This window comes from Arthrobacter sp. StoSoilB22 (assembly GCF_019977315.1).
Lineage (GTDB): Bacteria > Actinomycetota > Actinomycetes > Actinomycetales > Micrococcaceae > Arthrobacter.
Genome location: NZ_AP024652.1, coordinates 39,797 through 63,636 on the forward strand (window position 1 = coordinate 39,797; position 23,840 = coordinate 63,636).

At 62.9% G+C, this 23,840-nt stretch carries 22 protein-coding genes; 12 read left to right on the plus strand and 10 right to left on the minus strand.

The genetic code is table 11. The features are described from left to right. Positions 1-44: 44 nt before the first annotated feature. The 3 genes from LDN70_RS00200 to LDN70_RS00210 form a co-directional block, all read right to left on the minus strand. A complete protein-coding gene (locus LDN70_RS00200; protein ID WP_223941344.1) occupies positions 45-1,454 on the minus strand; it encodes an FAD-binding oxidoreductase in 1,410 nt (469 codons plus the stop codon). A 299-nt stretch (positions 1,455-1,753) separates the two neighbouring features. Next, entirely contained in the window at positions 1,754-2,452 is a 699-nt protein-coding gene (locus LDN70_RS00205; RefSeq protein ID WP_142937273.1) for a FadR/GntR family transcriptional regulator, read from the minus strand. Positions 2,453-2,462: 10 nt separating this feature from the next. Beyond that, positions 2,463-3,590, minus strand: coding sequence for an L-talarate/galactarate dehydratase (locus LDN70_RS00210; RefSeq protein ID WP_223941345.1), 1,128 nt, complete (start codon positions 3,588-3,590; stop codon positions 2,463-2,465). Between the two features lie 166 nt (positions 3,591-3,756). Between LDN70_RS00210 and LDN70_RS00215 the strand changes: the two genes are divergently transcribed. Together LDN70_RS00215 and LDN70_RS00220 are read left to right on the plus strand one after the other, a co-directional pair. After that, positions 3,757-4,365 (plus strand): RNA polymerase sigma factor, encoded by a 609-nt coding sequence (locus LDN70_RS00215; protein WP_223941346.1) that lies wholly within the window; start codon positions 3,757-3,759, stop codon positions 4,363-4,365. Next, complete coding sequence (locus LDN70_RS00220; protein ID WP_223941347.1) at positions 4,362-5,186, plus strand: hypothetical protein; 825 nt, start codon at positions 4,362-4,364, stop codon at positions 5,184-5,186. Before LDN70_RS00215 ends, LDN70_RS00220 begins: the two co-directional genes overlap by 4 nt. On the opposite strand, the gene LDN70_RS00225 is transcribed toward LDN70_RS00220, so the two are convergent. Next, positions 5,171-5,911, minus strand: a complete 741-nt coding sequence (locus tag LDN70_RS00225; protein WP_223941348.1) for a TetR/AcrR family transcriptional regulator — start codon at positions 5,909-5,911, stop codon at positions 5,171-5,173. The two genes, LDN70_RS00220 and LDN70_RS00225, sit on opposite strands and share 16 nt — an antisense overlap. A 55-nt stretch (positions 5,912-5,966) precedes the next feature. Here LDN70_RS00225 and LDN70_RS00230 point away from each other — a divergent pair, with 55 nt between their 5' ends. The 3 genes from LDN70_RS00230 (at position 5,967) to LDN70_RS00240 (ending at position 9,931) form a co-directional block, all read left to right on the plus strand. After that, positions 5,967-7,391, plus strand: a complete 1,425-nt coding sequence (locus LDN70_RS00230) for a flavin monoamine oxidase family protein (protein WP_223941349.1) — start codon at positions 5,967-5,969, stop codon at positions 7,389-7,391. Positions 7,392-7,481: 90 nt separating this feature from the next. After that, positions 7,482-8,396 carry a universal stress protein gene (locus tag LDN70_RS00235; RefSeq protein WP_223941350.1) on the plus strand — a complete coding sequence of 305 codons (915 nt, stop codon included), beginning with the start codon at positions 7,482-7,484 and terminating at the stop codon, positions 8,394-8,396. A 23-nt stretch (positions 8,397-8,419) separates the two neighbouring features. Further along, positions 8,420-9,931 carry an APC family permease gene (locus LDN70_RS00240; protein ID WP_223941351.1) on the plus strand — a complete coding sequence of 504 codons (1,512 nt, stop codon included), beginning with the start codon at positions 8,420-8,422 and terminating at the stop codon, positions 9,929-9,931. Here LDN70_RS00240 and LDN70_RS00245 read toward each other — a convergent pair. After that, positions 9,903-10,481, minus strand: coding sequence for a hypothetical protein (locus LDN70_RS00245; protein WP_223941352.1), 579 nt, complete (start codon positions 10,479-10,481; stop codon positions 9,903-9,905). The genes LDN70_RS00240 and LDN70_RS00245 overlap by 29 nt on opposite strands. Before the next feature lie 169 nt (positions 10,482-10,650). Between LDN70_RS00245 and LDN70_RS00250 the strand changes: the two genes are divergently transcribed. Further along, positions 10,651-11,034, plus strand: coding sequence for a VOC family protein (locus tag LDN70_RS00250; RefSeq protein WP_223941353.1), 384 nt, complete (start codon positions 10,651-10,653; stop codon positions 11,032-11,034). A gap of 54 nt (positions 11,035-11,088) precedes the next feature. On the opposite strand, the gene LDN70_RS00255 is transcribed toward LDN70_RS00250, so the two are convergent. Continuing rightward, the gene (locus LDN70_RS00255) at positions 11,089-11,538 is read right to left on the minus strand and encodes a DUF5997 family protein (protein WP_223941354.1); all 450 of its coding nucleotides are present in this window, start codon (positions 11,536-11,538) and stop codon (positions 11,089-11,091) included. Between the two features lie 33 nt (positions 11,539-11,571). Here LDN70_RS00255 and LDN70_RS00260 point away from each other — a divergent pair, with 33 nt between their 5' ends. Beyond that, positions 11,572-12,297 carry a LysR family transcriptional regulator substrate-binding protein gene (locus LDN70_RS00260; protein ID WP_166842636.1) on the plus strand — a complete coding sequence of 242 codons (726 nt, stop codon included), beginning with the start codon at positions 11,572-11,574 and terminating at the stop codon, positions 12,295-12,297. 114 nt (positions 12,298-12,411) lie between these two features. Here LDN70_RS00260 and LDN70_RS00265 read toward each other — a convergent pair whose 3' ends face one another. Further along, positions 12,412-13,110, minus strand: coding sequence for a GntR family transcriptional regulator (locus LDN70_RS00265; RefSeq protein WP_142937262.1), 699 nt, complete (start codon positions 13,108-13,110; stop codon positions 12,412-12,414). Positions 13,111-13,219: 109 nt separating this feature from the next. Between LDN70_RS00265 and LDN70_RS00270 the strand changes: the two genes are divergently transcribed. The 4 genes from LDN70_RS00270 to LDN70_RS00285 are packed head-to-tail and all read left to right on the plus strand — an operon-like array spanning position 13,220 to position 18,809. Next, positions 13,220-13,978, plus strand: a complete 759-nt coding sequence (locus LDN70_RS00270) for a LamB/YcsF family protein (RefSeq protein ID WP_166842637.1) — start codon at positions 13,220-13,222, stop codon at positions 13,976-13,978. A 46-nt stretch (positions 13,979-14,024) separates the two neighbouring features. Beyond that, the gene (locus tag LDN70_RS00275) at positions 14,025-15,374 is read left to right on the plus strand and encodes an MFS transporter (RefSeq protein ID WP_166842638.1); all 1,350 of its coding nucleotides are present in this window, start codon (positions 14,025-14,027) and stop codon (positions 15,372-15,374) included. Positions 15,375-15,379: 5 nt separating this feature from the next. After that, positions 15,380-17,041, plus strand: a complete 1,662-nt coding sequence (locus tag LDN70_RS00280; protein WP_223941355.1) for a 5-oxoprolinase subunit B/C family protein — start codon at positions 15,380-15,382, stop codon at positions 17,039-17,041. Between the two features lie 7 nt (positions 17,042-17,048). Continuing rightward, positions 17,049-18,809, plus strand: a complete 1,761-nt coding sequence (locus LDN70_RS00285) for an acetyl/propionyl/methylcrotonyl-CoA carboxylase subunit alpha (RefSeq protein ID WP_223941356.1) — start codon at positions 17,049-17,051, stop codon at positions 18,807-18,809. A gap of 77 nt (positions 18,810-18,886) precedes the next feature. Here LDN70_RS00285 and LDN70_RS00290 read toward each other — a convergent pair whose 3' ends face one another. Further along, on the minus strand, positions 18,887-20,134 hold the full coding sequence (locus LDN70_RS00290; RefSeq protein ID WP_223941357.1) for a D-arabinono-1,4-lactone oxidase: 1,248 nt from the start codon (positions 20,132-20,134) through the stop codon (positions 18,887-18,889). A gap of 127 nt (positions 20,135-20,261) precedes the next feature. Between LDN70_RS00290 and LDN70_RS00295 the strand changes: the two genes are divergently transcribed. Then, a complete protein-coding gene (locus LDN70_RS00295) occupies positions 20,262-21,266 on the plus strand; it encodes a LacI family DNA-binding transcriptional regulator (protein ID WP_223941358.1) in 1,005 nt (334 codons plus the stop codon). Here LDN70_RS00295 and LDN70_RS00300 read toward each other — a convergent pair whose 3' ends face one another. Continuing rightward, entirely contained in the window at positions 21,267-22,262 is a 996-nt protein-coding gene (locus LDN70_RS00300) for a bile acid:sodium symporter family protein (protein ID WP_223941359.1), read from the minus strand. It lies immediately after the preceding gene. A 64-nt stretch (positions 22,263-22,326) separates the two neighbouring features. Beyond that, on the minus strand, positions 22,327-23,823 hold the full coding sequence (locus tag LDN70_RS00305; RefSeq protein WP_223941360.1) for a SulP family inorganic anion transporter: 1,497 nt from the start codon (positions 23,821-23,823) through the stop codon (positions 22,327-22,329). Between the last annotated feature and the right edge of the window lie 17 nt (positions 23,824-23,840).

The window sequence follows — 23,840 nt, forward strand, 5'->3', positions numbered from 1 at the left end:
TGATGCGTTGGGGGATTGCGTTGGGTGATGCTGGGGGCAGGGTGCTAGATGGCCTTGCCAGGGTTGAGAAGTTGCTGGGGGTCGATTGCAGCCTTGATGGCGTGCTGCAGCTCGCGGCTGCGCTCCGAGAGTTCCAGCGCGGCCCATTCGCGCTTGATGGTTCCTACCCCGTGCTCGCCGGTCACCGTGCCGCCGAGTGAAAGCGCCACCTTCACCAGTTCAGTGGCAGCTTCCAGAAGCGGGGCAGGCGGGTTCGCGCCGTCGTCGGGCGTTTTGTCCTTGGTGATGAGCGGGTGAAGGTTCCCGTCGCCCGCGTGCGATACCGCCGAGATGTCCACGCCGAAGCGCGCTTCCAAGGCCGGGAAGGAGGCGTAGACCTTGGGCAGCTGGGACTTGGGAACGGCGATGTCCTCGCCGATGTACCACTTGTCCTGCGGGAGGCCGCGGCCACTGCGGCGCAGTTCCCACAGCCGCACGCCGTCGTCGTCGGACTCCACGGTGACGCGGCCACCAACCGCACTGAGCGCGGTGGCGAGGTCCGCCGCTTGGTCGCCGATGCCGTATCCGTCGATCTCGATGAGAATCAACGCAGCACCGCGGCTGCGCAGGCTGGTCCCCGAGTGGGCGTCGATGTTGGCCAGGCTGGGGGTGTCGAAGAACTCGATCGCGGCCGGGCGCACGGGCGACAAGGTGATGGCTGCCAGCCCGTCCGTGCCCTCCGCGGTGCTGTTGAAGAACGCGCTGACCGTCATGCGGGCCACGGGGATGGGGCGGAGGCGGACCGTTGCCTTGGTGACGATGCCAAGGATGCCTTCTGAACCCACAAACAACGAGGTCAAATCCAGTCCTGTGACGCCCTTGATGGAGCGGTGACCAATAGTGATGAGGCTGCCATCTGCGAGGACGACGTCCAGAGAAAGGATGGACTCCCGGGTCACCCCATACTTGGCGCACCGTAGCCCGCCGGCATTCGTGGCGATATTGCCGCCGATGGAGGAAATATCGAAACTGGCGGGATCCGGGGCGTAGAAAAGCCCGAAAGGTTCAAGATGCTTATTCAAGTCCGCATTGATGACGCCCGGTTCAACCACCGCTACTTCGTCCAGCGGGGAGACCTCGATGATGGCGGTCAGTTTTTCCGTGGAAATGACCACCTGGTCCTGGTGTGCCGTGGCCCCGCCCGACAAACCCGTCCCGGCTCCGCGGGGGACCAGTGTCACGCCATGTTCTGCTGCGAGTCTTACCGCCTTCTGAACGTCCGCTGCTGTTGCCGGAAGCACGACGGCGGGGCCCGGGTTTCCGCTTGAAGCTGCGGTTTTGGCCGTGGCTGCGTCGTGACTGTAGCGGGTGGTCCCGATGCCCGGCTCGAGGACCTCGATGCCCTCAACCTGGCGCCTGAGCTCCTGGACGTAAGTCTGGATTGCGGTGTGTTCATGGGTGAGCTGTGTTGTCATGCCGGCGTCTCTCTGTCCGGGTGCATGACAAGGCATTCCTGCGTGAAGCACCCAAAGGCTTTTGATGGATTTCCCGGTCACAAATGACGGGTTCTTCAAAAGTTAGCGGGACTCGGAATTTACGCGCCAGTTTTCTGAAATGTCGATCAATAGTTCTCAATGGGGCGTCGTGGGGATTCCTATTTCGTCAAAAGGGGACGCTGAAAGTCGAATTGTGTCCCAGTAAAAAGCGCCGCGACGTCATATGTCGCGGTACCGCTAAACGCGCTTAAGTGCTACTTAGTTGGGTGTGCGGGAGGTTAGGCGCGCGCGGAAGCCGCGAACCGGCGTCGTGAGTTGCTCAGGTGCAAGCGCATGGCGGCTGCGGCAGCCACTTGGTCGCCCTCCGCGATGGCCGCATATATAGAGGAGTGCTCGTGGACGACCTGGGCAAAGCGCTCGGGTGAGTCCTGGTGGTCGCTGGCGACGAGGCGCGGGCGTGGCATGGTGATCATGGTTTGGCCCAGGGCGGAGATGCAGTCCGTGTAAAAGGGGTTGCCCGTGGCGGCGGCAATGGCCCGGTGGAACTCGAAATCGGCTTTCATGGAGTGTGCCGGGTGGCCGGAGCTGGCGATGAACTGTTCCAAAGCTCCGTGCATCGCCTTGAGCTGGCGCTCCGTGTGGTTCCGCGCGGCCAAAGCGGCAGCTTCTGTTTCCACGCCAACGCGGAAATCCAGCATCTGCAGCCGATCTTCCATGCTGGAAACAGCCCGGGAACCGGGCGCCGGAGACGGGCCGTCTGCCGGCGGGGTCAGCGCGAAGCTGCCCCGCCCGCGTTCGGTTTCCACCAACCCCTCGGCCTGCAGCCGGGTCAGGGCAGAGCGAACCACGGTCCGACTCACCCCGAACTCACTAATGAGCGTGTTTTCGCTGGGGAGCTTCTCACCTGGCTGGATGACGCCGTCCACAATGCGGTTGCGAAGATCGGCGGCGAGATCCGCGGTCAGGTTTCGGCTCATGGGTTCAAGATTACGCGCCGAACTCTACTGATTCGGTGGTCCAGGCGCGGGCCTGCTCACTGAGGGTGACACCAAGCCCCGGCCGGTCCGGAACGATCATGCGGCCGTTCTTGGTTTCGAGGCGCTCCTCGAACAGCGGGTCCAACCAGTCGAAGTGCTCCACCCACGGCTCGCGGGGGTACGCGGCGGCCAGGTGAAGGTGGATTTCCATGGCGAAGTGGGGTGCCAGGCCCAGCCCGCGTTCATCCGCCAACGCTGCGAGCCTCAGGAATTGGGTGATGCCGCCGACGCGTGGTGCGTCGGGTTGAATGATGTCGCAGCTGTTCGCGTTAATAAGGCCCTTGTGTTCGGCTACGGAGGCGAGCATCTCACCCGTGGCGATGGGGGTGTCCAGAACCCGGGCCAGGTGCGCGTGGCCTTCGAAGTCGTAGGCATCCAGCGGTTCTTCGATCCATATGAGGTTGAATTCCTCCAGCTGGCGGCCCATACGCAGCGCGGTGGCCCGGTCCCATTGCTGGTTGGCGTCCACCATGAGCGGGACGTCCCAGCCGATGTGTTCGCGGACTCCGGCAACTCGGCGCAGGTCCTCCTTGGAGTCGGGCAGGCCAACCTTGATCTTGATGCCGCCGATGCCATCGTTGATGGATTGCGTGGCGCGTTCCTTGACCTCGTCCAGCGTGGCGTTGAGGAACCCGCCGGAGGTGTTGTAGGTCTGCACGGAGTCGCGGTAGGAGCCTAGGAGCTTGGCGAGGGGGAGTCCGGCGCGCTTGGCTTTGAGGTCGTAGAGCGCGATGTCGATGGCCGCCAGGGCCTGCGTAGCCACACCCGAACGGCCCACGGAGGCGCCGGCCCAGAGGAGCTTGGTGTAGATCTTGCCGATGTCGTTAGGGTCCTCGCCGATGATCCCTTCTGCCACTTCCTTGGCGTGCGCATACTGCGCAGGGCCGCCGGCGCGTTTGGAGTAGCTCAATCCCAGGCCGCGGTGGCCTTGTTCCGTGGCGATCTCGGCAAACAGGAAGACCACTTCGGTCATGGGCTTTTGCCTGCCGGTGAAGACCTTGGCATCGCTGATGGGTACGGTGAGGGGTAAACGTGCCGTGGACAGCTTGATGTGGCGAATCAGATCTACGGTGCTCATGGTTCTCCTAGTAAATGCGGCGTCCTTGCCTGTCACTTAGGATACAAGTTTTGTACTTGTACTACAAGGGTTAGGTTTGCCCAAGCGACGTCACACGGGAACGCACGACGGCGGCACCCGGCTTGGGGGGACACCCTCCCCTGAGTTCCAAGAATTTATCGCGCGAATGCAACACACTGAGGTACGTGGCGGACAGGTACTGGGTATGAGCTACCTATCGAGAGCCCCCGACCAGGAAGAAGCCTTTCGGGCGCTGTATCAATCCGCCTATGCTGACCTGCTCAAGTTCGTTCAGCGCCGCACAGACGCGGCACATGCCGAGGACGTAGTGGCTGAGGCATTTCTCATCGTCTGGCGGCGCTTTTCTGAAACGCCTCAGCACGAGGACGATGCGCGGGCATGGATCTTTGGCATCACTCGAAACCTCATGCTCAACGCCCGCCGTGGAGAGCAGCGTCGACACGCGCTGGGCGTCCGCCTCGCCGACGCGACCTCTGTATCCAACGCCGATTCCCACGCTGATCTGGTCAGCAGCCGCGTTGATCTAGGCAGAGCCTGGGAGCTGCTCTCCGCGATCCATCAAGAGGCCCTCGGGCTGGCGATCTTCGAGAACCTGGCCGCACCCCAGGCAGCACGGGTATTGGGCATTTCTCCCGTTGCGTTCCGGCTCCGCCTCACCCGCGCAAGGCGAGCCCTGCGGCTACTCCTTGATCACATCCCGCGCCAAGAGTCGCCGGCGCCAGCCACATCTTCCGAAAAGGCCACCACACCATGAAAAACAGCCGGAACATCGATACTCTTCTGCGGTCCATGGACGCCGCCGAGCAGAACAAACCTACTGACCCGCGACGTTCGCAGAAAGATCTGGAACTGATTCTTCGGTCCCACCCAACTCCAGCCGCCAGGGGCGCCGAACCTGCAGAACACCAAACGTCGACGTCGATTCCAAGCCGTCGTCGTCGTCGCGCCCTTGCTTTGGGTGCAGTTGCTTTCGCAACCACAGTTGGATTCCTGATGGGGCCGGCTCTCTCGGGAGGCGACCCGGCCTTTGCAACGTGGACCGCCGCGCCGGGTGCGCTGATAGGTGCCGAGCGCGATAGCGCGGTTTCCGACTGCGCCCGGTCCAGCAAAAGGATTGGTGATGGCATGTACGTCAATGACGTGGCAGTAGCTGACGTGGCAATTGCAGAAAAGCGGGGAGCCTGGACCACGGTTGTCCTCAGCAGCACTGACGGCTTCGAAGCTAACTGCACCACCGATTCCTCGGCCCCATGGTTCAAAAGGGGTTCCTTTGGCTCAGTAGGAAAGCCGGGAGATGGCAAGAAGCCCACCGGCAGGGATATCAGAACCAGCCAACTCGGTACCGGCGTCATCGGTGACAATCCGCTCTCGATGGCTTCAGGGCAAGTTGGCCCGGACGTGGCCTCCATGACCTACATCAGCACGGCAGGCGAGAAGATTACGGCCACAGTATCGAAGGGCCAGTTCGCCTTCTGGCTTCCGGGAGGGGAGCTGACGAACTCGTCAGAGGAAAAAGTACCCGTCGAGGTGACTTACAGCGACAACACCAGGGAAATCCGCTACCTCAGCCTCTGATGCGCACCTTTGGGAACTTGATCCCGGAGCGCCCCGAAACCCGCAATCAGGGTTTCAAGTCCCAGGACGAAAGCTGCGTCGGTTGGCCGCTCCTGGCCTGCCAGGGACAACCTATCCACAGCGGCCGTGAAGTTGGGGACCTGCTGGGCGAGGCTGCCGGCGTCGAAGATGTCATCCGGGGCCGTGACGTCGTAAGCGGCGCCAAACACGAAGGCTTCCAGGGCCACGATTGCGGAAATAATGCGGTCCTCCGGGAACCCGGCATCGCGGAAACCGGCGGTCACTGACTCGTACATGGCGAGCGTTTTGGGGGCATTGGCCACGGGCAGTACGGCAATGATCGGAATCAGGGGGGTGTGCGCGGAGAAAACGTCCCTATAGGACCAGGCCCAGCGGCGTACGGCTTCATCCCACGGTTCGGTGCCGAATGCGGAAACGTCCACCATTGCGGCCAAATGGTCCATGAGCAGAATGAGCACGTCATCTTTGGAGGCCACATGGTTGTAAAGGGCGGAAGGCGCGACGCCCAGGGAGCGTGCCAGGGCGGCCATGGTGAGTCCGTCGTAACCCTTGCTGCTGATTAACTCCAGTGCCGCCGTCGTGATCCCGTCCTGGTCCAAGACAGCCGCGGTCGGCCTGCCGGCGCGCCGGCGAGCAGGTCGGGCGGAAGAAGCGGGGGTGGGTTCGGGCATCGGGAGCCTTTCTGCTGCCTGTGTCCCCAGCATTATTCCACTGGGTCTTCACAGGGGCGGACTCCAGCGCTATTATGGTTATAAATGAATGCCATTCATTTATTGGTCAGCCACCACGGACGGCCACGGAGAGGACATCATGCAGAATCTTGAACGCGACGTTGTGATCGTCGGCGCCGGACCGTCAGGGTTGACGGCAGCACGCGAATTGAAGAAGGCCGGACTCAGCGTTGCGGTGCTCGAAGCACGCGACCGCGTGGGTGGCCGCACTTGGACGGATACCATCGACGGCGCCATGCTGGAGATCGGCGGCCAGTGGGTTTCCCCGGACCAGACAGCCCTCATGGAACTGCTGGACGAGCTCGGACTCAAAATGTACTCGCGCTACCGCGAAGGCGAGTCCGTCTATATCGGTGCAGACGGCAAGCGCACCCAGTACACCGGTGACACTTTCCCGGTAAACGAAACCACCAAGGCCGAGATGGACAAGCTGGTAGCCATCCTGGATGAGCTCGCTGCGGAGATCGGCCCCACCGAACCCTGGGCCCACCCCAAGGCACGCGAGCTGGACACCATCTCCTTCCACCACTGGCTCCGCCAGAACTCCAGCGACGAGGAAGCCTGCAACAACATTGGCCTCTTCATCGCCGGTGGCATGCTCACCAAGCCCGCACACGCCTTCTCCGCACTCCAGGCAGTCCTGATGGCGGCCTCGGCCGGTTCCTTTAGCCACCTGACCGACGAAGACTTCATTCTGGACAAGCGCGTCATCGGCGGTATGCAGCGGGTTTCGCTGCTGCAGGCAGCAGAACTGGGTGACGACGTCGTACTCAACAGCCCGGTCCGCACCATCAACTGGTCAGAGAACGCCGTGACCGTTGTTTCGGATGAGGCAACCGTCAACGCCCGCTTCGTGATCATGGCGGTGCCGCCCAACCTGTACTCCCGCGTTTCCTTCGAGCCGCCGCTGCCGCGTCGCCAGCACCAGATGCACCAGCACCAGTCGCTGGGCCTGGTGATTAAGGTCCACGCTGTTTACGAGACCCCGTTCTGGCGCGAAGAAGGACTTTCCGGCACGGGCTTCAGCGCAGGCGCACTGGTCCAGGAGGTTTACGACAACACCAACCACGGCGATTCCCGCGGCACTTTGGTGGGCTTCGTATCCGACGAAAAGGCCGACGCCGTGTTCGAGCTCAGCGCCGAAGACCGCAAGAAGGCCATCCTGGAATCGATCGCCGGCTTCCTGGGCGATAAGGCCCTCACGCCCGAGGTCTACTACGAATCCGACTGGGGCTCCGAAGAGTGGACCCGCGGTGCCTACGCGTCCAGCTACGACCTCGGCGGCCTGCACCGCTACGGCAAGGACCAGCACGCGAACGTCGGGCCGATCTACTGGTCCTCGTCCGACCTCGCAGCCGAGGGCTACCAGCACGTGGATGGTGCGGTCCGCATGGGCCAAGCAACTGCCGCACGCATTGTTGAAGCCAACAAGCTGGCAACGGTAGCCGTCTAGCGGCAGAAAAGAACTAAGCGGCAGGCCGGGGGAGCGTCATTCCCGGCCTGCCGGCACCACCTTTTAAGCGGTACTCCAGAAAGGACCACCATGCGCTACGTAGTGGGTTACACCGCCAATGCGAGGGGGCGCGATGCCGTTCACCTCGCCGTCGCGCTGGCCAGGAACCACGATGTGAGCCTGGATCTGGTCCTGGTGATCCCCGAGGATTCCCCTTTCAATGCCGTCTATCCGCCCGAGGCCGGCTACAACGACATCCTCACCGACCAAGCGAAGCGCTGGCTGGACGAGGGCCTGGCGTTGATCCCGGCGGATGTCACCGCACGCGCGCACATCCGCCGCGGCGATTCCGAGGCCCGCACGCTGATCGAGGCCGCAGTGGAATTCGACGCCGCGGCCTTGGTCATAGGCGCCAGCAACGGCGGGCTGCTCAAGCGGTTCACGATCGGTTCCGTGGCGAGTTCACTGCTCCACTCATCGCCGGTTCCGGTGGCTTTGGCGCCGCAAGGGTATCAGCGTACGGATCCGATAACGCGCTTGAGCTGCGGTTTCGGGACGCGCCCGGGCGCTGATGAACTTCTCGACGTCGCCGTTGAATCTGCGCGCGATCGCGGCCTTCCGCTGCGGCTCGTCTCCTTGTTGGCGCTCGACGGCGGTAACTCGCCTGGGTTGGCCGACGCCGCCTGGGTGCATGCCGCCGACCGGCTTGCCGCCGTCGGGGGTTCCGCGGACGCGGGCGGTTCTGCGGACGCCGCCGGTTCTTCAGACGTGACGGCCGCCGGTTCCCTTCAAGGTGAGCCGGAGATCGTGGTGGCGCAGGGCCGCACCATCGAAGAAGCCGTTGACCGACTCGACTGGGAAGACGGCGAAATCCTGCTGATCGGTTCCAGTCGCCTGGCCCAGCATCGGGCCACTTTCCTGGGCAGCACCGCAAACCGGATCCTGCGTGCCCTCCCCGTTCCCATGATTGTGGTCCCCCGCGACTACACGCGCCACAGCGCCTAGCAATCGCCTGAGAGGCAGAACCCATGTCAACTGCACCAAAGACGGTCCAGTCGAAGGAATCATCCCTGAGTGAAAAGGGACTGAAGGCCGGATCGGTGGGCTTGATCGGCGCCGTCGTGATCGGTGTTTCCTGCATCGCGCCCGCCTACACGCTCACCGCGGCCCTGGGCCCCACAGTGTCTGAGGTTGGCGTGCACCTGCCCGCCATCTTCCTGGTGGGCTTCATCCCCATGCTGCTGGTGGCGCTCGGCTACCGCGAACTGAACAACGCAATGCCCGACGCCGGCACCTCCTTCACGTGGGCGACGCGCGCCTTTGGTCCGTGGATCGGTTGGATGGGTGGCTGGGGGCTGATCGCGGCCACGATCATCGTGTTGTCCAACCTGGCTGCGGTGGCGGTGGACTTCTTCTACCTCATGCTCGGGCAGATCTTCAGTAATCCGGCATTGGGTGAGCTGAGCAAGATCCTGCCGTTGAACATCGCCACCACGCTCGTGTTTATCGCCTTGGCTTGCTGGATTTCCTACCGCGGCATGGAGACCACCAAGGGCGTGCAGTACGTGCTGGTGGCCTTCCAATTGCTGGTCCTGGGCTGGTTTGCGGTCTCGGCGTTCGCCCATGTGGCCAACGGCACGGCCTTTGACGCCACCGCCATTTCGCCGGACTGGTTCAACCCGTTCGCTGTGGATTCCTTCTCCTCGTTTGCTGCGGGCGTATCGCTCTCGATCTTCATTTACTGGGGCTGGGACGTCACCCTCACCATGAACGAGGAAACCAAGAACCCGGAGAAGACACCCGGCCGCGCAGCCACCATCACAGTGCTGGTGATCGTGGTCATCTACATGACCGTTGCACTGGCTACCCTGTCCTTTGCTGGCGTTGGCGAGACCGGTTTGGGGGCCGGCAACCCGGAGAACCAGTCCAGTATCTTCGCCGTCCTTGCCGGCCCGGTGATGGGTCCGTTCGCGATCCTCATGTCTTTGGCGATCCTGAGCAGCTCCGCCGCGTCCTTGCAGTCGACGTTCGTGTCGCCCGCACGAACCATGCTGGCCATGGGCCACTACCGTGCTATCTCACCTCGCTTTGGCAGCATTAGTCCCACTTTCAAGTCGCCCAGCTTCGCCACCATTGCAGCTGCCATCGCTGCCGCAGGCTTCTACGTCATCACAAGGACGGTGTCCGAGAACGCGCTGTGGGACACCATCACCGCACTGGGCATGATGATCTGCTTCTACTACGGCATTACCGCGCTGGCCTGTGTCTGGTTCTTCCGGACATCGGCGTTCAGCAGCGTCCGGGCGTTCTTCTTCAAGTTCCTGGCACCCTTGCTGGGCGGCGTGATCCTGCTGGTCATGTTCGTCAAAACAGCCATTGATTCCATGGATCCGGAGTACGGCTCGGGCTCCTCGGTGGGCGGTGTCGGACTGGTGTTCGTCCTGGGAATGGGCGTCATCCTGCTCGGCGTGGTGATCATGCTGGTGATGTACAAGGTGCGCCCTGAGTTCTTCAAGGGCAAGGTGTTGACCCGGGCGTAGCCAGTGATGAGGCTGGCACGCCCGCAGCTCGCTCGGCTGCTTCAAGGGCCCCCGCAAGGCGCTCGACGGCGGCCCGGTAATCCGTCCCAGCCGTCACCTTGCAGAACTCGGCCTCCCGCATGGCCCGCGTCAGCGCCGCCGTCTCCGCTGACCGCACATCGGTCATGGCGGGGAAATCGATGGTCCTGGCGGGATCAAGCTCGTAGCGGCTCCACTGTTCAAGGAGGTTCTCGTGGCGGGCGGCGTCATCGGCAAAACCGGTACGACGCCGGGGCTCGGCTGCGTGGAGGCGTTCGACTTTGCGGATGCTCGCCAGGGTGGCTGCCGCGGTGGCGATGCCGACGAACATCATGATCAGCCCGGCCGGTGGCCAATGCACAGCCGGGACAAGGATGGCGGGCGTAACGACCACGAGGCCGCCGAACACGTCCCAAAAGACGCCGTCCGGTTCCTGCCCACGCCCATAGCTGAGTTTCCTGTGCAGGACGTACGTGGTTGCTGCGGTTGCGAGAACCAGAGCTGCACCCCACAGGAGCATCATGGCGGGCATCGGACCACCTCCAGGCGAATTCGCTGCTTTGCATTCAGTATGCGCCAGTGGCTGGATCCGCGCGACACCCTCCATCGGACAATTCACCACCGCAAACGCAGGTGAATTGTCCGGATCAGGGTGATTCCTGCCCGGGACTGTGTCGCACCCGGGGCGTAGCCTAGGCAGCATGAGAATGAAAATGTGCAGCATCCACGTCAAGGACCCCGCAGCAGCTCACGCTTTCTACACGGAGACACTGGGCTTCGAGACCCTGATGGCGATGCCTGAATACAACTTGTTCATCATCAAGGATCCGGGAGCGGACAACAGCACGTCGCCGGGGCTGCTTCTGGAGCCGAGCGATAACCCCATCGCCGCGAACTACATGAACGCACTCCATGAGTCCGGCCTGGCTGCTATCACCTTTGGTGTGCCCGACGTCCAGGCCGAGTATGAGCGTTTGCTTGCCGCCGGCGTGAAGTTTCAAGGTGAACCGTCTGAGGATCCCTCCGGCGTCAGCGCAGTCTTCGATGACGGGTGCGGCAACTTCATTCAGCTCCACCAGGACTAGTGCCTTAAATAACTGTGGCCGGGACCCGCTGGTCCCGGCCACAGTTAGTGAAAGCTACGCGTGATCGCGCTTGGAGGTCTTCGGAGCATCACGCTTTGCAGCGGCATTGTCCCTGGCTTCCTTGGTGGCGGCCTTCTTGGCGGCTTCGTCCTTGACGCGCTGCGCCTCGGAGCGAACAGCTGCGTGTGTGGCGCGTTCGGTGACCAGCCACTGCGGGGGAGACTGCAGCAGCTCGGCGATTTCCGCCGTCGTGAGTGCTTCTTCTACTCCGCCGCGGGCCAGGCCGCTGATGGAGATGTTGAGCTTGTGCGCGACTACCGGGCGCGGGTGCGGGCCGTTGCGGCGCAGTTCGGCGAGCCACGCCGGCGGGTTGGCCTGGAGTTCGGCGAATTCGTCGCGTGTGATGGACGAATCCTGGAACTCCTGGGGTGTTGCGGGCAGGTAGATACCGAGTTTCTTGGCAACTGTTGCCGGCTTCATGGACTGGGAGTTCGAGGACGTCATGCTTCAAGGGTATCTGGCCGGTACTGTGAGTGTGTGCCAGACGCTGAAGAATCCGCCGAAACAACCGAACCCCTAGCCGGTCTCCGCTTCGCCTATGTTGCGGGTGTGACTCCTGGGAAATGGATCCGGCGGTGGGAAGAACGGATGCCCAACTTCCCGTTGCACTCGTTCATGTCCGACGACGCCGCTCAAGTTTCGGTGTTGCGTGACGGTTTGGCTGACCTCAGCTTTGTTCGGTTGCCCGTGGACCGCGAAGGTTTGAACGTCATCCCCCTGTATGAGGAACAGCCCGTGGTGGTCGCTCCCAAGGGGCACGAGATCTCAGTGTTTGAGGAGGTCGCGCTGGAAGACCTCGTCGAGGAGAACTTCCTGGATGTTGACGAGATGGGCGGGCCGGACATGGCCCTCCAAGTGGTGGCATCCGGTGCTGGACTGGCGATCCTGCCGATGTCCGTGGCGCGGCATCTCAATGTTAAGGACACGGTGATGCGCCGCCTGACCGGGGCTCCCACCACGCAGATCGGCTTGGCCTGGCTGGTTGGAACGGACAGTCCCGTGATCGAGGAGTTCATAGGGATCGTGCGCGGCCGGACGGCGCAGAGCTCACGCCAGCCCTCGGCGCAGCAGGAGAAGCCCAAGAAGGTGCCTAAGCCGGATCGACGCGGCGGTGGCCCCAAAAAGCCCGCAGTCGCACAGCGCTATGCGCCGAACCCGGACAAGGGCCGTGGCAAGGGGTCCCGCAAGAAGGGCAAGCGGTAAGCGGTGACGCTCCTGCCCAGTTAGTGGGTAGAAGTGCCGGACTTTGCGGCCAGATCGCTGGTATCTTTCACTTTCGAGTGAGGTAACCGGGGAGGAACGCGGCCTAGTCCGGGCTTACCCGCCGTGGATAGCGCTTTGCTGCTGCTCTGATCGGTTGAGGTAGGCAAGGAGAAGATCCCCGGCCTCTTCCAGATCCCCGGACTCCAACGCTGAACAGATCTGCTCATTTTCCTTCAGCCAGTCGCTGTAGAAATGCGCGTTCATGGTGGCTTTGTGGAAGTAGAGCCGCATCTCGGCAAGGATCTGCGCCATGATCGTGTTCAGCCGGTTGCTCTCGGCCAGGGCCACGATTGCACCGTGGAAATGCTGGTTTGCGCTGCCCAGGCCTTCGTTGTCGTTGGCAGCTGCCGCCCGTTTCCCTTCCTCGACGGCGGCCCTGACGGCGGCGATCCGCTCCGGCGAACCACCCGCGCGGATTGAACTGACCTCTATGGCGCGGCGGACCGTGTAGACGTCGTGGATGTCGCCTGCTTCAAGGGTGGCCACAAAGACACCCTTATTGGGCTGGCGGAGGAGCAGCCGCTCACCGGCCAGCTCGGCGAACGCTTCGCGGACGGTGTTCCGGGATACTCCCAGGTCCTCGGCAATAGTGGCTTCGGTGAGTTTGGCGCCCGGCACCAGGAATCCCTCGGCGAGCTGATACCGGAGTTCTTCGGCGACTCTCTCAGCAACAGACGGAACTCTCATCCGGACGCGTGCCCGCGCACTATCAAGGCCAACGTGTTCGTTTTTTTCCTGATCTACACCGGCCATGACACCAAAATTACACGATTGCCGGAAATTGGGATCGCTGGATTGTTGAACAATCCAGCAGATTGGTGCATCCTAGATGTAACGCACATCACGAGGCAGGGATCACATCATGGCAATCATCGATCTGAACAGCGACGTCGGAGAGTCTTTCGGGCGCTGGACACTCGGTGATGATGCGGCCATGTTCGAGTCGGTCTCCAGCGCCAACGTTGCCTGCGGATTCCATGCTGGCGACCCCAGCGTCATCCGCAGCACCTGCGAGAAGGCGGCCAAGGCCGGCGTCGTTATTGGCGCCCATGTCGGCTACCGCGACCTCGCGGGATTCGGCCGCCGCTTCATGGATATCGATCCCATGGAACTGGCCGATGACGTGCTTTATCAGATTGGTGCGCTGCAAGCGTTGGCTGCCACCACCGGGGCCAGTGTCCAGTACGTGAAGCCCCACGGTGGTCTCTACAACGCAATCGTGAAGCACACCGCCCAGGCACGGGCCGTCGTCCAGGCTGTGAGATCGGTTGACCCCAACCTTCCGATCCTTGGCCTTCCTGGTTCCGAGGTCCTGCGCCTCGCAGAGGAAGCCGGCCTCCGGGCTGTTTCCGAAGCGTTCGCGGATCGCGCCTACAACCCGGACGGAACATTGGTTTCGCGATCCCAGCCGGGCGCGGTTCTGCATGATCCCGCCGAAGTGGCCGAACACGTCCTTCGGATGGCTACTGAACAATCCGTCAGGACCGTTGACGGCTCCATCCTGAAAATCCGCGCAGAAAGCATCTGTGTGCATGGTGACTCACCGGGAGCCGTTGCAATGGCTACCGCTGTGAAGTCCGCTCTGGCCGACGCCGGCGTCACGGTCGGCTCGTTCCTCTAGCCCGCCCCGGGCTCCCGCACCATCCCTCATCCCCCCGGAGGACATCATGACCAGCACCAACAACGCAGCCAAGGCAGTGACAAGGAAGCCACCGCCTGGCGCTATCAAGGCATACGTCGCCAGTCTTACCGGAACGTCGCTTGAGTACTATGACTTCGCTATCTACTCGGTGGCCTCGGCCCTCGTATTCCCCAAGATCTTCTTCCCCGGCAACGACGAATTCGTGGCGTTGCTCCTTTCCTTCTCAGCCTTTGCAGTTGGCTACCTGGCCCGGCCGATTGGTGGCGTGATCTTCGGACGCCTGGGAGACAAGATTGGCCGTAAGTACGTTCTGGTCTTCACGCTTGTCCTGATCGGCGTGGCCACGGTCCTCATCGGTGCCCTGCCGGACTATTCGGTGATCGGTGTCGCGGCCCCCACCATTCTTGTGTTGCTGCGTTTGGCGCAGGGCATTGGCGTTGGCGGCGAGTGGGGCGGTGCAGTGCTGCTGTCCAGCGAATTCGGCGACCCCAACAAGCGCGGCTTCTGGTCTTCCGCGGCCCAGATCGGCCCGCCCGCCGGCAACCTCATGGCCAACGGTGTTCTGGCCATTCTCGCCGCTTCCCTCAGCGAAGAAGCATTCCTCTCCTGGGGCTGGCGCGTAGCCTTCCTGGCTTCCGCACTCTTGGTGGTCTTCGGCCTGATCATCCGGCTCAAGCTTGAAGAAACCCCCGTCTTCAAGGCTATCCAGGCCCACGGGGATCGCCCCAAGGCTCCCATCAAGGAAGTCTTCACCACACAACCCAAGGCTTTGGTGGCAGCAGCGCTTTCCCGTGTTTGCCCTGACATCCTTTACGCGCTGTTCACCGTGTTTGTGGCGGTTTATGCCACCAAGGAACTGGGCATGACCACCGGCAACGTCCTGTCCGCCATCCTCATTGGCTCCGCGTTCCAGCTCTTCCTGATTCCGCTGGCCGGCGCCCTGACGGACCGCTTCAACCGCCGCTGGGTCTACGGCATCGCAGCAGCGGCCACCGCAGCCTACATCCCGCTGTTCTTCCTGATGATCCAGGGCAAGTCCGTGGCCATGCTGACCGTCGGCACCGTGATCGGCCTGGCACTCCACGCGTTCATGTACGGCCCCCAAGCGGCCTTCATCACCGAGCAGTTCCCGGCCAGGCTCCGGTACGCCGGCAGCTCGCTGGCCTACACCCTGGCCGGCGTGATTGGTGGAGCCGTTGCTCCCATCATCTTCACCGCCCTCTACGGCGCAGCAGGTGGCGGATGGTACTTGATCGCCGTCTACATCCTCGTCGCTGCAGTAGTCACCATCGTCGGCATGCTCCTGGGCCGCGACCCCAAGCCGGAAGAAGATGTCCGACTGATGCAGGGGACCCAAGCTCAGCCGGCGGCGTAGCGAAAATGGAAACCGTAATGCAAACCACCACTGCTAAGAGGGTCCGCTCCGTCAGGCCCGTCGGCACCCGGGCGGTTCTGGCCGAGCTGGACGGGCTGCAGGATGTCCTTGCACTGCAGGACATGCTCTACAAGTCCCCGCTTCCCGGACAGGTGGACGTTCTCGCCGCCGCGGAGACGGTGATGGTGGTGGGGGAGTCCGCTGCCGCCACCCGCGCCATCGGCGCGCGGCTCATGGAGTTGGAACTGTTTGCCCCGGAGGTCACCGACTCCGGCCTGGTGGTCATCGATACCGTGTACGACGGCGACGACCTCGCCGACGTCGCGGAGCTCACCGGGCTGAGCGTGGACGGCGTTGTAGCTGCGCACACAGGCCAGATCTGGACCGTAGCCTTCGCTGGATTCGCTCCCGGTTTTGGCTACATGGTGGGCGAAAATGAGGTCCTCACGGTACCCCGACGCTCCTCCCCACGTACGGCGGTTCCAGCTGGATCCGTTGCCCTCGGTGGTCAGTATTCTGCCGTCTACCCGCGCCGTTCCCCGGGTGGCTGGCAGCTGATCGGCCGGACCGGCGCACGGATGTGGGATCTGGACCGGTCGCAGCCGGCGCTTGTCAGGCCCGGCGACCGGGTTCAGTACCGCGCGGTCCGCGAGGTTGTGACTGCTGGAGCTTCGGCGCGCGAGCCTGAAACGGAGCACCACACTGAGTCCGGTCTTCGGATTCTCAATCCAGGTGCACAGAGCCTGATCCAGGACCTCGGCCGCCGGGGTTTCGGTCCGCTGGGTGTCTCTGCCGCCGGGGCCCTGGACAGGGCATCCCTGCGGCGGGCTAACCGGCTGGTGGGGAACGCTCCTTCAGCTGCGGCCATCGAATCGGTCAATGGCGGGCTCACCGTCGAGGCCGTCGGTGACCAGGTGATTGCCGTGGCAGGTGCGCCGAGTACGCTGACCATCCAGTCGCCGTCGAGGGTTGAGTCCGAAGAGTCCGACGACGGCGATCGGCCGGGCGCGATGCGGACCGTTCCGATGGCCACACCTTTCGCGCTGCTCGACGGCGAAGTGCTCACCTTGGGTGCTCCCGAGTCAGGGTTCCGAAACTATGTGGGAATCCGAGGCGGAGTGGATGTGCCGGAGGTGCTGGGTAGTCGCTCAGCGGACACGATGTCAGGGATCGGACCGGGCCCTCTCATGGCTGGTCAGGAGCTTCCCGTCGGCGAGGACACAGTTTCCACCGCGGTGGGTGAGCCCGAATTGCAGCCCAAGTTTCCGGGCGCCGGCGTTACGGTACTGGATGTGGTCCCCGGGCCGCGGGCGGACTGGTTCGAGCCGGAAGCCCTTGATTCGCTCTGCGACCAGGAATGGCTTGTCACGCCGCAGTCCAACCGTGTGGGCATGCGCCTGGACGGGACTCCGCTCAAGCGCACCCGTGAAGGTGAGCTTCCCAGCGAGGGCACCATGGCCGGAGCCCTTCAGATTCCGCCGGCCGGATTGCCCGTCCTGTTCCTGGCGGACCACCCCATCACCGGCGGATATCCCGTGATTGGTGTGGTGCGCGATGAACATCTTGATCTCGCCGCGCAAGTGCCCATCGGCGGAAAGATCCGCTTCCGGCTGGTTCCGGATTCCCCAAGCTTCACCACGACTTTTACGAAGACCCCAGAGAAGTGAGTATTTGATGCGCAAGGTCCTGATCGCGAACCGTGGCGAGATCGCCGTCCGCGTCGCCCGAGCCTGTGACGACGCCGGCATCCTGTCGGTAGCCGTCTACGCGGACATCGATGCCGATGCCATGCACGTAGGCGCCGCCGACGAAGCCTACAGCCTGGGCGGAAACTCGCCGGCTGACACGTACCTGAACATCGGGAAGCTGCTGGCCGTCGCGGAGGAGTCCGGTGCTGACGCCATCCACCCCGGGTACGGTTTCCTTTCCGAGAACGCGGAGTTTGCACAAGCAGTGCTCGACGCCGGGCTTGAATGGATCGGACCCTCACCGGACTCCATTCGTCAGTTGGGCAACAAGATCACTGCCCGCGAAATCGCAGTCCGCGCGGGTGCTCCCTTGGTTGCCGGAAGCGACGGTCCCGTCTCCTCTGCAGCGGAAGCGCGGGCTTTTGCGGAGGAACACGGACTCCCGCTCGCGATCAAGGCGGCTTTCGGTGGTGGTGGCCGCGGTCTGAAAGTGGTCCGGGAGCTCGCCGAAGTTGAGGAAGCGTTCGATTCCGCGGTCCGTGAAGCTGTAGCGGCGTTCGGGCGTGGTGAGTGCTTCGTGGAGCAGTATCTTGACCGGCCGCGGCACGTGGAAGCACAGATCATCGCGGATAAACTCGGCAATGTAGTGGTGGTGGGCACCCGCGATTGCTCGCTCCAACGACGCCACCAGAAGCTTGTGGAAGAGGCTCCCGCTCCGTTCTTGAGCGATGAACAGCGTCAACGAATCTACGACGGCTCCAAAGCCATAGTGCGGGAGGCCGGGTACTACGGCGCCGGGACTGTGGAATTCCTGGTCTCAGCCGACGGCGCCGTGGCCTTCCTCGAGGTCAACACGCGCCTGCAGGTGGAACACCCCATCACCGAGGAAACTGCCGGGATTGACCTTGTGCAGGAGCAATTCCGGATTGCCGCCGGATTGCCGTTGAGCATCACGGAGGATCCTGTGGCGCAGGGACACTCCTTCGAGTTCCGTATTAATGCCGAGGACGTGGGCCGTGGATTCTTGCCGTCCCCCGGCACCGTGGCTTCCTTCGAAGCGCCCACCGGTCCTGGCATCCGCTTGGACACCGGGGTGCGGTCTGGCTCCTTCGTGGCGCCGCAATTCGACTCCCTGTTGGCCAAGCTGATCGTCACCGGAGCTGACCGGCAGCAGGCACTGCGCCGTGCCCGGCGTGCCTTGGCCGAAATCAACATCACGGGCCTCGCCACCGTCCTGCCGTTCCACCGCGCGGTCCTGGAGTCCGAAGACTTCACGTCCGTTGCCGGAATGCGGGTTCACACCCGATGGATTGAGACCGACTTCGCAGACAAGATCCCGGTGGATCCCGAATACAGCGTGGTTCCTCCCGGAGGGGAGCGGCGAACCATCACCGTGGACGTGGATGGGAAGCGCCTCGCGGTTGGCCTTCCCGCGGATCTGCTGGATGGCTGGGCGCGTTCCGGGCAGGGCATTCCGGCCTTTACCGCGCCGACCGATACGCCGGGTTCGGTCACACGTGGAGACTCTCCCGCGGAATCAGCCCTCGTCTCCAGCATGGCCGGAACAGTGGTCAAGTGGCTCGTTGAACCCGGTGCTGAAGTAGCCGCCGGGGATCCCTTGGTGGTCCTGGAGGCCATGAAGATGGAAACCCAGGTCCCTGCGCACCGTGCAGGTACGCTCTCCGAAGTCCTGTCAGCTCCCGGTGGCGTGGTCACAGCCGGAGCCGTTCTGGCGCACATATCGTAAACCCGCTTTTCCGTTGCCAACCCGCTTTTCCGTTCCTGCCCAGCGACGGAAAAGCGGGTTGGCAACGTGATTGAGGGCTAGGACGTAACGGCAACACCCAGCACGCTGTCCAACAAGCTGTTACGGAATTTGCCCGAAGGGTCATTGGCCTGAACCAAGGCACGGAAGTCCTCGAACCGCGGGTAGAGCGCGGCGAAGTCGTACTGGCCGGGCGTGAAGAGCTTGCCCCAGTGCGGGCGGGCTCCGAACGGACGCAGGGCTTCCTCAAGCTCGGGCAGCACTGCTTCCACCTCGGTCTGGAGCGGCTTCCACGTGAAGTGGAGTGCCACGCTTTGCTGCTGGTAGAACGGGCTGAGCCAGAACTCGTCAGCTGCCACAGTGCGGATTTCAGAGATGAACAGGAGCGGCGCGAGCTTCTGGGCGAGTTCTCGGACAGCCTGCAGCGCGGCCGGCGCCTGATCCAGGGGCAGGAGGAACTCACTTTGGAGTTCCTCGCCGTTGCTCGGCGTGAACTCGTGGCGGAAGTGGGGCAAGCGGTCCAGCCATTTTCCTGCCACGTCCAGCTGCTCTGTGCAGTTCTCAGCAGACATATCCGGCAACGGGTGCATGGCCGCCGTCGCCGGGGTTGCACCGAACAGGTCCGGCAGGGGAGCTTCGGTGTTTAGGGCCTTGAGCCAGACCTGGGGGATGGTATCGCCGGTGTAGTCGGTGAAGAAGCTGACGCTGTAGGCACTGGATGCGATGGTTTGGAAGTTCGCCAACGCACCCTCCCAGGACAGGTTGGTGAGCACGCGCTGCCGGACCTCGTAGCTTGGTCGGATCGCGAGTTCCAGCCCTGTGACAATGCCAAGTGCGCCCATTCCCACCACGCTGGCGAGGAATTCGTCGTCGTCCGCTGTAAGGGTCACCAGCACGCCGGAGGCGCGCACCAGGTCAACGCTGACGACGGCGGCAGCCAGCGACGGATTGTTGACTCCACTGCCGTGCGTGCCGGTTTGGATAGCGCCGGCAACCGAGATGTGCGGGAGGGAGGCGAGGTTGTGGATCGCGTAGCCCTGTTCCTCAAGGGCGCGGCCCAAGGCCCCGTAGCTGATGCCACCGCTGACCTTGACTGTGCTTTTCGCGGTGTCCACTACTACCTCCTGGGGGAGGGCGTCGAGCAGGATGTGGGTTCCGTCGGTGTCTGCAACGGTGTTGAAGGAGTGCCGGGAACCAAGGGCCTTGATGCGGGTCGCGTGAGCTACGAGCTCGCGCAGCTGATCCACAGTGGTTGGCCGGTGGACGTCGGCTGACGAGTACTCAAGATTTCCTGCCCAGTTCTTCATCGAATGATCTCTCGCTTGTATTTTTAGACTCTGTAATTGTTAAGGTTCACAACTAATTGCGTCAAGAGGAGTCCAAGTCGGCACCGGATAGAGTTCAAGAAATCCGCTGTCTATCAGGAGTCGCAACGTGAGCAAGGGATCAAAGCCCACCATTCGGGATGTGGCCAGGGCGGCGGACGTCTCGCTGACCACAGTTTCCTATGTGCTTTCCGGTCGTCACGGTGGCACTACCCGGATCAGCCAGCCCACGCAGGACCGTGTCCTGGCTGCGGTGCAAGAGCTCGGGTATGTGCCCAATCAGGCCGCACGAGGGATGCGCCGGGGCAAGACTGACGTAGTTGCCGTGGCCATCGGAAACCTCGAGTGGCCGTGGGACCGGGCACTCGCCACCGCCGCAGCCACGATCCTGCCCCAGCACGGCTACCAACCAGTGATCCTGCTGGGTGATGACTGGCGGAAGTTCATGATGTCCGGCGGTGCGGACGGCGTCATCATCGGCTATTTCCCGGAAGCAAAGTCCGAGGACGAAACAGTCACTGAATTAGCCCGCCGTGGCGTTGCCCAGGTGGTCATTTCAGGCACCATGAAGCAGGCCGGTTTCGATGTCCTTGCTCCCGAACCCGAGGCCGGGCTTGCAGAATGCATGGAATTCCTCACTGCGTCGCACCGCAGGATCGGCTGCATCCGGAGGGCGGACCCGGCCGGCCGGCCCAAGAGCCGCTTCGCCGCCTACGTAGCAGGACTGAAGAACGCGGGCATCCCACTTGATGAGTCCTTGGTCAGAACGTCGCAGCACCGTCCGGCCATCGCATATCAGTCCGCGCTTGAGCTGCTGCAGCTAGCGGACCGGCCTACCGCCATCTTTTGCACGGACGACATGGAGGCGCTGCAGGCCATTCGGGCCGCCTACCGCCTCGGCCTTCGTGTGCCCGAGGACGTTCAGGTTGTCGGCGTCGGGAACTCTACCGAGGGCCAGGAGTACGATCCAGCCCTGACAACAGTGGGTCCGGACCCGATCTTTGAGCAGGTTGTCCGCATGCTGCTCGATCGCCTGGCGGGAGTTACACCGGCGGAGGGCATTCGGGTGGCCTCGCCGTGGAAGTTGCATCGGCGAGGTACCACGGAGGGCTAGCTAGTCCTTTAGTGGGCGGCGAGCCAGCCAAGCAGCCACGATCGCACCCGAGATGTTGTGCCACAGCGAGAACACGGCCGACGGGAGTGCAGCCAAGGCACCGAAATGTGCCGTAGCCAGCGTCGCAGCCAAGCCAGAGTTCTGCATGCCAACTTCGAATGCGAGGGCACGGCGGGCCTTATCATCCAGGCGGCCGAGCTTACCGGCAAGGTAGCCGAGGCCCAGGCCGAAACCGTTGTGGAGGACTACGGCCAGGAACACGATTCCTCCGGCGGCAACAATCTTGCTGGCGCTGCCTGCTACGACGATCGCGACGATCAGGGAAATCACGACGGCGGAAGCCCACGGAAGTGCCGGGAGAACCTTCGCCACAACCTTGGACAGGAAGAGGCGGGCCAGAAGGCCCGCGATGACCGGCAGCAGGACGGTCTTCACAATGTCCATCACCATGGCACCGGCATCGATGTGCAGGAAGGATCCCGCCAGGAAGAGTGTCAGTGCGGGGGTCACCAAAGGTGCAATGAGTGTGGAAACGGAAGCGACGGCCACAGAAAGGGCCACGTCCCCCTTGGCCAGGAAAGCCATGACATTGGAGGCGGTGCCGGAAGGAGCGCAGCCAACGAGGATCAGGCCAACGGCCAGTTCCGGTGGAAGCTGCAGGAGGACCGCAATGAGCCACCCGGCTCCGGGCATGATCACGTAGTGCGCCACGATTCCCAACGCCACAGCCCACGGACGCCGGGCCACCGAGGCGAAGTCTGGTGGGGTCAGCGTGAGGCCCATGCAGAACATGATGACGCCCAGCAGGTAGGGAACTGCGACGCCCATGGGCTTGAACAGATCGGGAATCAGGAAGCCGAGAACGCCGGCAACCACCACCAGAAGGGGGAAAACTGTGACGGCGATACGCGCAATCTTGGCTTCAGCGGCTAGTGCGGCGTTGACGGGCGCAGCGGTTTCTTCTGTTTTCGATGGGGATTTGGTTGCCTCAAGCATTCATCCATGCTCACACTCGGCGCCCAAACCGAGCGAGTTCGTTACATCCACGCAGGGGTATATGTCAGGGGTTGAGCTTACCGGCAAGTCGCTCGCGCATACGGACGCTGGCTTCGTTGAGCCCGATGAACTCTACGTCACGCCCGTGATTCCGATACTTCTCGGTCACCGAGTCCAGCACGGCCACTGTTGAGGCATCCCAGATGTGCGAGCCGTGCAGATCGATGATCACACGGTCTATGCCCTCTGAGGAATCTTTCGCATAGTCGAACTGCGTGTACAGATCATTGGAGGAAGCGAAGAACAGTTCGCCGTCCACCGTGTAGGTGGCAACAACTTCACCGTTGAGCTCCAGTTCCGTCCGCTCAACAGTTGCGAAGTGGGCCACCCGCCGCGCAAAGAGCACCATGGCGGTCAAAACGCCGACGCCGACACCCACCGCGAGGTTGTGCGTCGCCACCACGGCGGCAACGGTAATGAGCATGACGGCGGTCTCGGACTTGGGCAGGCGCTTGAGCGTAGCAGGCCGGATGGAATGCCAGTCGAAGGTGATCAATGAAACGAAGATCATCACGGCCACCAACGCCGCCATGGGGATCATGCCCACAACATCGCCCAGGACCACCACCAATACCAACAGGAAAACGCCGGCCAGGAACGTCGAGAGCCGGCTTCGAGCCCCTGAGCCCTTGACGTTGATCATGGTCTGACCGATCACCGCGCAGCCACCCAGGCCGCCAAGGAATCCGGTGACGATGTTGGCCGCACCCTGACCCCACGAGACCCTCGTCTTGTTGGAACGGGTGTCCGTGATGTCGTCCACCAGCTTGGCAGTCATCAACGATTCCAGAAGGCCCACCAACGCCATGGACAGGGCGAAGGGTGCAATGATCTGGAACGTCTCCAGGTTCAACGGAACGTTGGGCAGGAAGAACCCGGGCAGGCTGTCCGGGAGTTCGCCTTTATCGCTGACCGTGGGAACATCGATGCCACCCACCACTGTCACCAACGTAATGAGAACAATGGCCACCAGTGGCGCGGGAATGGCCGAGGTCAAGCGAGGCAGCCCGAACACAATCACCAAGCCCACAACCACAATGGGGTAGACCATCCACGGCACGTTGAAGAGCTCGGGCATCTGGGACATGAACACCAGGATCGCCAGCGCGTTCACGAAGCCGATCATCACGGACCGCGGGATGAAGCGCATCAGCTTGGTGACGCCCAGAACGGCAAGGATGATCTGGAAGACGCCCGCCAGGATGATGGTGGCAATGAGGTAGTCGAGCCCGTGTTCCTTCATGACCGGCGCGATCACCAGGGCCACAGCACCAGTGGCAGCAGAGATCATGGCAGGACGCCCGCCCACAATCGCGGTGACCACGCCCATGGTGAAGGAAGCGAACAGCCCGATCCGGGGATCAACGCCGGCAATCACCGAGAACGCGATTGCCTCGGGGATCAGCGCCAGGGCCACCACGAGTCCCGCCAGGGACTCCGTCAGCAGGCGACGGGGCGAACGGAAAGTCGCCCGCAGTGACATGAGTTGCTCGGGAGTCATGGGTCCTTACAGTGCGG

Excerpts from the sequence above, each read along its gene's own strand:
- LDN70_RS00305 (WP_223941360.1), bottom strand. The coding sequence starts at position 23,823 with ATGACTCCCGAGCAACTCATGTCACTGCGGGCGACTTTCCGTTCGCCC.
- LDN70_RS00210 (WP_223941345.1), bottom strand. The coding sequence starts at position 3,590 with ATGAGCACCGTAGATCTGATTCGCCACATCAAGCTGTCCACGGCACGT.
- LDN70_RS00285 (WP_223941356.1), top strand. The coding sequence starts at position 17,049 with ATGCGCAAGGTCCTGATCGCGAACCGTGGCGAGATCGCCGTCCGCGTC.
- LDN70_RS00240 (WP_223941351.1), top strand. The coding sequence starts at position 8,420 with ATGTCAACTGCACCAAAGACGGTCCAGTCGAAGGAATCATCCCTGAGT.
- LDN70_RS00290 (WP_223941357.1), bottom strand. The coding sequence starts at position 20,134 with ATGAAGAACTGGGCAGGAAATCTTGAGTACTCGTCAGCCGACGTCCAC.
- LDN70_RS00230 (WP_223941349.1), top strand. The coding sequence starts at position 5,967 with ATGCCATTCATTTATTGGTCAGCCACCACGGACGGCCACGGAGAGGAC.
- LDN70_RS00270 (WP_166842637.1), top strand. The coding sequence starts at position 13,220 with ATGGCAATCATCGATCTGAACAGCGACGTCGGAGAGTCTTTCGGGCGC.
- LDN70_RS00275 (WP_166842638.1), top strand. The coding sequence starts at position 14,025 with ATGACCAGCACCAACAACGCAGCCAAGGCAGTGACAAGGAAGCCACCG.
- LDN70_RS00280 (WP_223941355.1), top strand. The coding sequence starts at position 15,380 with ATGGAAACCGTAATGCAAACCACCACTGCTAAGAGGGTCCGCTCCGTC.
- LDN70_RS00250 (WP_223941353.1), top strand. The coding sequence starts at position 10,651 with ATGAGAATGAAAATGTGCAGCATCCACGTCAAGGACCCCGCAGCAGCT.
- LDN70_RS00215 (WP_223941346.1), top strand. The coding sequence starts at position 3,757 with ATGCAACACACTGAGGTACGTGGCGGACAGGTACTGGGTATGAGCTAC.
- LDN70_RS00265 (WP_142937262.1), bottom strand. The coding sequence starts at position 13,110 with ATGGCCGGTGTAGATCAGGAAAAAAACGAACACGTTGGCCTTGATAGT.
- LDN70_RS00235 (WP_223941350.1), top strand. The coding sequence starts at position 7,482 with ATGCGCTACGTAGTGGGTTACACCGCCAATGCGAGGGGGCGCGATGCC.
- LDN70_RS00200 (WP_223941344.1), bottom strand. The coding sequence starts at position 1,454 with ATGACAACACAGCTCACCCATGAACACACCGCAATCCAGACTTACGTC.
- LDN70_RS00205 (WP_142937273.1), bottom strand. The coding sequence starts at position 2,452 with ATGAGCCGAAACCTGACCGCGGATCTCGCCGCCGATCTTCGCAACCGC.
- LDN70_RS00225 (WP_223941348.1), bottom strand. The coding sequence starts at position 5,911 with ATGCTGGGGACACAGGCAGCAGAAAGGCTCCCGATGCCCGAACCCACC.
- LDN70_RS00220 (WP_223941347.1), top strand. The coding sequence starts at position 4,362 with ATGAAAAACAGCCGGAACATCGATACTCTTCTGCGGTCCATGGACGCC.
- LDN70_RS00300 (WP_223941359.1), bottom strand. The coding sequence starts at position 22,262 with ATGCTTGAGGCAACCAAATCCCCATCGAAAACAGAAGAAACCGCTGCG.
- LDN70_RS00245 (WP_223941352.1), bottom strand. The coding sequence starts at position 10,481 with ATGCCCGCCATGATGCTCCTGTGGGGTGCAGCTCTGGTTCTCGCAACC.
- LDN70_RS00255 (WP_223941354.1), bottom strand. The coding sequence starts at position 11,538 with ATGACGTCCTCGAACTCCCAGTCCATGAAGCCGGCAACAGTTGCCAAG.